Consider the following 6,390-nt stretch of genomic DNA (forward strand, 5'->3'; position numbering starts at 1 on the left):
GACGGCCGACGAAACGTGATCGGTCAGTAATCGAACGCCCTCGCCGTGTTCGCCGCGATCGCTGTCGCCAGCGCTTCCTCGTCGATGCCACGCACCGCGGCCATCGCGCGAACCGTGACCGGAATGAGATACGGCGCGTTGGGCCGTCCGCGGTACGGCGCGGGGGTGAGGAAGGGCGCGTCGGTCTCGACGAGGACGAGGTCGAGGGGGGCGACGGCGAGGGCGTCGCGCAGCGGCTGGGCGTTCTTGAAGGTCATGTTCCCGGCGAAGGACATGAAGTAGCCGTGCTCGGCGCAGACGGCGGCCATCTCGGCGTCGCCGGAGTAGCAGTGGAAGACGGTCCGCTCGGGCGCGCCCTCCTCCTTCAGGACGCGCAGCACGTCGTCGTGGGCGTCGCGGTCGTGGATGACCAGCGCCTTGCCGTGCCGCTTGGCGATCTCGATGTGCGCGCGGAACGACCGCTCCTGCGCCGCCTTGCCCTCCGGCCCGGTCCGGAAGTAGTCGAGTCCCGTCTCGCCGACGCCCTTGACCTGCGGCAACGCGGCCAGCCGGTCGATCTCGGCGAGCGCCTCGTCCAGCGCGGCGTCGCCACCGGCCGCCCGCGCGCCCTGCCGGGACCAGCCGTCGGGGTCGCCGTGCACGATGCGCGGGGCCTCGTTCGGGTGCAGCGCGACGGCCGCGTGCACCGCCTCGTACGCGGCGGCCGTGTCGGCGGCCCACCGCGACCCCTTGAGGTCACAGCCGACCTGCACGACCGTCGTCACCCCCACGGAGGCGGCCTTCGCGAGGGCCTCCTCGACGGTGCCGGACTGCATGTCCAGGTGGGTGTGCGAGTCCGCGACCGGCACCCGGAGGGGTTCGGGGAGCGGCGGCGCCGCGTTCTTGTCGTTCTTGGCGGATGCGTTGCCGGATGCGTTGCCGGAGTCGTTCGAAGGCATGCCCCGATCCTACGAATCGCACGATCGGGGCATGCCCTGCAGGCGGGCCGGGGGGAGGTCAGCTCGCCTTGCGGTGGAACGGGTGCAGGAGGTCCGACAGATGCCAGTGGTGGTGGTGCCCCTTGGGCTCGGCCGCGTCCGGCGCCACCGCCTCCACGGGACGGGGCTTCGACACGTGGTGGCGCCGCTCGGCGTCGCGCACCGACGACACCTGGCCCGCGCGCATGATCCGCACGACATGACCGTCGCAGTTCTGGCAGGTGGGCCTCGACAGCGGGGACGGCACGACATGGCCGTCGACCACGTACATCACGAAGTCGCGCCCCTCGGCGTCGTTGTGGTGCTCTATCTCGTACGACTGCTCCCAGCCGTGCCCGCAGCGCATGCAGGCGAACGCATACGACTCGTGAACGACGGCGGTGGCGGTGTCCCGCAGTACGGCCCGCTCTGCGATCTCGGTCATTGCCAGCTCCTCTTGTCCGCTGGACGGTGAGGACGTGTACGCCCTCACAACCCAGTGGATGCCCGAGCCGACCCCCGTCGCATCCGACCTGTCGAGTGTTGAAGCCGATTTGGCCTCTCCTTGTGGGAAGGCCGCCGATACGAGGGCTGTGCTTTGCGTGGCTTTACCGGGGGATGGGGTGGGGTCGTTCCGGGTTTCGCCGTAGGGATGCGAATTCGCTGGGGGTGCGGGCAGTTGGGAACTGCGCGAGCAACCACACACCATCCGCACCCCGCAAAGCCCCCCACGGCGCAACCCGCTACGGCCCAACCCTCTTCGCGGCCACCACCGCGTCAAAGACCTCCCTCTTCGGCACCCCGGCCTCCACCGCGACCGCGGCAATGGCCTCCTTACGCCACTCCCCCGCCTCCTCCCGCACCCGAACCCGCCGCACCAACTCCTCGGCGCTCAACTCCCCCGCAGGCTTCTCCCCCGCCCCCTCGACCACCACGGTGATCTCCCCCCGCACCCCACCGGCGGCCCACTCGGCCAACTCGCCGAGAGGCCCCCGCTTGACCTCCTCGTACGTCTTGGTCAGCTCACGACAGACGGCGGCCCTCCGCTCTCCCCCGAACACCTCGGCCATCGCCGCCAGCGTCGCCTCCAGCCGATGCGGCGCCTCGAAATACACCAGCGTCCGGCGCTCGTCCGCGACCTCCCGCAGCCGCCCCAGCCGCTCCCCGGCCTTGCGCGGCAGGAACCCCTCGAAGCAGAACCGGTCGACGGGCAACCCGGACAGCGCGAGCGCGGTCAGTACCGCCGAAGGCCCCGGCACGGCGGTCACCCGTACCCCCTGTTCCACGGCCGCCGCGACCAACCGGTACCCGGGGTCGGAGACCGACGGCATCCCGGCGTCCGTGACCAGCAGCACTCGCGCGCCCCCCACCAGCGCCTCGACCAGTTCCGGCGTACGCGCCGTCTCGTTGCCCTCGAAGTACGACACGACCCGCCCGCCCGGCTGCACACCGAGCGCCTGGGTGAGCCGCCGGAGCCGCCGCGTGTCCTCGGCGGCCACCACATCGGCGCCGCTCAGCTCCTCTGCCAACCGGGGCGGGGCGTCCGCGATGTCGCCGATGGGGGTACCTGCCAAGACAAGGGTTCCAGTCACACCCTCATCCTCCCAGCCGGCGCCTCGCGGGGGCGAAGCCCCTGACCAGCCCCCACCGACCCGCGGTCGCCGTACCGCACGCGCCCCCGAGCCATCAGGCGCCCGACCCACAGTCCGACCCACAGTCCGACCCACATTCCCAACGCACGGGACTCCCACAGCCCCGTTCCCTACGATGGCGCGGTGACCAGTACCGCGTCCTCCACGGACATCCGGCAGGGCCAGGCCACCGAAGAGCAGCGGCCGTCGTGGCAGCAGCGGCTGCGCCGTTTCGGCTACACGGCGCAGCCGAGAAGCGATGTCCGCGACCGGCTGGTACCCCCGTACACCCGGCCCGGCCCGGGCGTCTGGGCGCTGCTGGGAGTGCGCGAGGGCCTGGCCGTACGGATCACGCGCTGGTCGGCATGGGGCGGTCCGCTGCTGGTGACGCTGATCGCCGGAGTGATGCGGTTCTGGAACCTGAGCAGCCCCAAGGCGGTGATATTCGACGAGACGTACTACGCCAAGGACGCGTGGGCGATCGTCCACCGCGGATACGAGGTCAACTGGGCCAAGAACGCCAATGAGCTGATCCTCCAGAACAACGGGAACGTACCGATCCCGACGGACGCGGCGTACGTGGTGCATCCGCCGGTCGGCAAGTACGTCATCGGGCTGGGCGAGCTGATGTTCGGGTTCAACCCGTTCGGCTGGCGGTTCATGACGGCCCTGCTCGGCACGCTCTCCGTCCTGATGCTGTGCAGGATCGGCCGCCGGATCTTCCGCTCGACGTTCCTGGGGTGTCTGGCGGGCACGCTGATGGCGGTGGACGGCCTGCACTTCGTGATGAGCCGTACGGCGCTGCTGGACCAGGCGCTGATGTTCTTCGTGCTGGCGGCCTTCGGCTGTCTGGTCGTCGACCGCGACCGGGCACGGGCACGCCTCGCGGCGGCCCTGCCCAGGGACGGCGACGGGGTCGTACGCCCCCATGTCCTGGTCGCCGAGACCACCCGCCTCGGCTGGCGCCCGTACCGCTGGCTGGCCGGGCTCTGTCTGGGCCTGGCCCTCGGCACCAAGTGGAACGCCCTGTACTTCCTGATCTTCTTCGGCATCATGACGGTGCTCTGGGACTACTCGGCCCGCAAGGTCGCCGGTGCCCGGCAGCCGCTGATCGCGATGCTCCAGCGCGACCTGGGGCCGGCGTTCCTGTCGACGGTCCCGGTGGTCGTCGTCACCTACCTGGTCTCCTGGACCGGCTGGATCCTCTCGCCGGACGACGGCAGCGGCGGCTACTACCGCGACTGGGCGGCGACCGACGGCCGGGGCGGCTGGTTCAGCTGGCTGCCGGACTGGCTGCGCAGCCTGTGGCACTACGAGTACGCGGTCTACCAGTTCCACATCGGCCTGTCCTCGCCGCACACGTACCAGTCGAACCCGTGGAGCTGGATCGTCGACGGCCGCCCGGTCTCGTACTTCTACGAGTCACCGGCGCCCGGCACGGGCGGCTGCCCGGCCGACACGGTCGACAAGTGCGCCCGCGAGGTCCTCGCCATCGGTACGCCCCTGCTGTGGTGGGCGGCGGCCTTCGCCGTCCTCTACGTCCTGTGGCGCTGGTTCTTCCGCCGCGACTGGCGCGCCGGCGCGATCGCCTGCGCCGTCGGCGCCGGCTATCTGCCCTGGTTCATGTACCAGGAGCGCACGATCTTCTACTTCTACGCCGTCGTCTTCCTCCCCTTCCTCTGCCTCGCCGTCGCCATGCTGATCGGCGCGATCCTCGGCCCGTCCCACGCCACCGAACGCCGCCGCGTGGCGGGCGCCGCCGGCGCCGGAGTCCTCGTCCTCCTCATCCTCTGGAACTTCATCTACTTCTGGCCCATCTACACCGCCCAGCCCATCCCGATCGACAGCTGGCGGGCACGGATGTGGCTTGATACGTGGGTCTGACGGCCTGAACCCGATCCTCCCGCCCCTCCGGGCTAACAATCAGGGAACACACAGAGAGCATTCCTCCCCGCCCGTTCCGCCGTCGTGCTTACAGTGAGCCCCTGCAAGCGGTTTCTGAACGCGTTCAACACGCTCGGGAGTCGGTTGCGAAGGCACCGGAAGTGCGTCAACGGGGAGGAAAGACATCATGCGCAAGGGGGCCAAGGTCGCCATGGTCGGCGGGGTGTTCGCCGTGCTGGTGGGGGGCGCGGGGTACGGGGCGTACAACTTCGTGAGCGCGTTGAGCGACGACGGTACGACGGCCGCGAAACGGACCGGGCCGCCGAGCGCGGACGAGGTCTCGGAGACCACCGAGAAGTTCTTCGCGGCCTGGGAGAAGGGTGACTCGGTCACCGCGTCGTCATACACGAACAACGCGGAGGGCGCCGGGAAGCTGTTCGGCGAGTACGTCAACACCGCGCGGATCGGCGATGTGAGGATCGAGCCGGGCAAGCCGACCGGGGCCGGTGGGCGGACGGTGCCGTTCTCCGTCTCGGCGACGGTGTCGTACGAGGGGAAGAGCAAGAAGCTCGCGTACAAGAGCCGGCTGACCGTGGTGCGCGGGGAGACCACCGGGCGGGCGCTGGTCGACTGGAAGCCGTCCGTCGTGCACCCGGAGCTGAGGGACGGCGACGAGCTGTACACCGGGGAGGCGGAGGCGCCGCCCATCGAGGCCGTGGACCGGGACGGCGCCGTGCTGACCAAGGAGAAGTACCCCTCCCTCGGCCCCATCCTCGACACCCTGCGCCAGCGCTACGGCGACAAGGCGGGCGGCACGCCCGGTATCGAGCTCGCCGTCCGGCACACCGCCACCGGCGCCGCCGACACTCCTCTGCTGACGCTCGCCGAGGGCAAGGCCGGGAAGCTGGAGACGACGATCAGCGCGAAGGCGCAGGCGGCTGCCGAGAAGGCGGTCGAGAAGTACGCCGAGTCGTCCGTGGTCGCCGTCAAGACCGGCACCGGTGAGGTGCTGGCCGTGGCCAACCATCGCGCCGACGCCTTCAACGCGGCCTTCGAGGGGGAGGTACCGCCCGGCTCCACCATGAAGATCATCACCGCCGCCACGCTCATCGACAACGGCGTCACCACGATGAACGGCCCCGCGCCCTGCCCCGACACCGCCACCTGGCAGAGCCAGACCTTCCGGAACCTCCCGGGTATGAAGGCCGACGAGTCGTCGAGCGCCACCCTCGCCAAGGCCTTCATGCGGTCCTGCAACACGGCCTTCATCAAGCTGATCGACGAGGACCCGATGAACGACGCCTCCCTGACGAAGGAGGCCCAGGAACGCTTCGGGCTCGGCAGGGACAACTGGAAGACGGGCATCACCTCCACCGACGGCAACGTGCCGGCCTCCATCGGCCCCGACCGGGCGGCCAACGCCATCGGGCAGGGCCAGGTCACCATGAACCCGCTGAACATGGCGTCCGTGACGGCGACCGCGATCACCGGGACGTTCCGGCAGCCGTACCTGGTGTCGCCGAAGCTGGACGGGCGGGAACTGGCCACGGCGGAGGGGCTTGAGCCGAACACCGTCTCCCAGCTGAAGCAGATGATGAGGCTGACCGCGACGCAGGGGACCGCGAAGGATGTCATGGCGCCGTTGAACGGGGACATCGGTGCGAAGACCGGCTCCGCGGAGGTCGACGGGCAGGATGTGGCCGACAGTTGGTTCACCGGGTTTCGGGGGGATGTGGCTGCGGCGGCGATGGCCGAGGCCGGGGGGCGTGGCGGGGAGGCCGCCGGGCCGATCGTGGTGGCGGTGCTCGGCGCGGGTGGATGACGGATAGCGCCGTAGGAGGTTGAGGGTTCGTTGCGGAGTGCGGGTTGTATGTGGCTGGTCGCGCCCACGCGGCGGAGCCGCACATCGACGCAGCCCC

General features: G+C 70.3%; 5 protein-coding genes. 2 read left to right on the forward strand and 3 right to left on the reverse strand.

Annotated elements, in window-relative coordinates:
• Nucleotides 1-23: 23 nt before the first annotated feature.
• The 3 genes from STRIP9103_RS10530 to rsmI all read right to left on the reverse strand — a co-directional run bounded on the left by STRIP9103_RS10530 (nucleotide 24) and on the right by rsmI (nucleotide 2,548).
• Nucleotides 24-938 carry a TatD family hydrolase gene (locus STRIP9103_RS10530; protein ID WP_009307344.1) on the reverse strand — a complete coding sequence of 305 codons (915 nt, stop codon included), beginning with the start codon at nucleotides 936-938 and terminating at the stop codon, nucleotides 24-26.
• A gap of 58 nt (nucleotides 939-996) precedes the next feature.
• The gene (locus tag STRIP9103_RS10535) at nucleotides 997-1,401 is read right to left on the reverse strand and encodes a hypothetical protein (RefSeq protein ID WP_009307348.1); all 405 of its coding nucleotides are present in this window, start codon (nucleotides 1,399-1,401) and stop codon (nucleotides 997-999) included.
• Nucleotides 1,402-1,699: 298 nt separating this feature from the next.
• On the reverse strand, nucleotides 1,700-2,548 hold the full coding sequence (gene rsmI, locus STRIP9103_RS10540) for a 16S rRNA (cytidine(1402)-2'-O)-methyltransferase (protein WP_009307364.1): 849 nt from the start codon (nucleotides 2,546-2,548) through the stop codon (nucleotides 1,700-1,702).
• Between the two features lie 183 nt (nucleotides 2,549-2,731).
• Here rsmI and STRIP9103_RS10545 point away from each other — a divergent pair, with 183 nt between their 5' ends.
• Nucleotides 2,732-4,471, forward strand: coding sequence for a dolichyl-phosphate-mannose--protein mannosyltransferase (locus STRIP9103_RS10545; RefSeq protein ID WP_009307345.1), 1,740 nt, complete (start codon nucleotides 2,732-2,734; stop codon nucleotides 4,469-4,471).
• 187 nt (nucleotides 4,472-4,658) lie between these two features.
• The gene (locus STRIP9103_RS10550) at nucleotides 4,659-6,293 is read left to right on the forward strand and encodes a penicillin-binding transpeptidase domain-containing protein (protein ID WP_009307347.1); all 1,635 of its coding nucleotides are present in this window, start codon (nucleotides 4,659-4,661) and stop codon (nucleotides 6,291-6,293) included.
• The last annotated feature ends 97 nt before the right edge of the window (nucleotides 6,294-6,390 follow it).

The organism is Streptomyces ipomoeae 91-03 (genome assembly GCF_000317595.1).
GTDB classification, from domain to species: Bacteria; Actinomycetota; Actinomycetes; order Streptomycetales; family Streptomycetaceae; genus Streptomyces; species Streptomyces ipomoeae.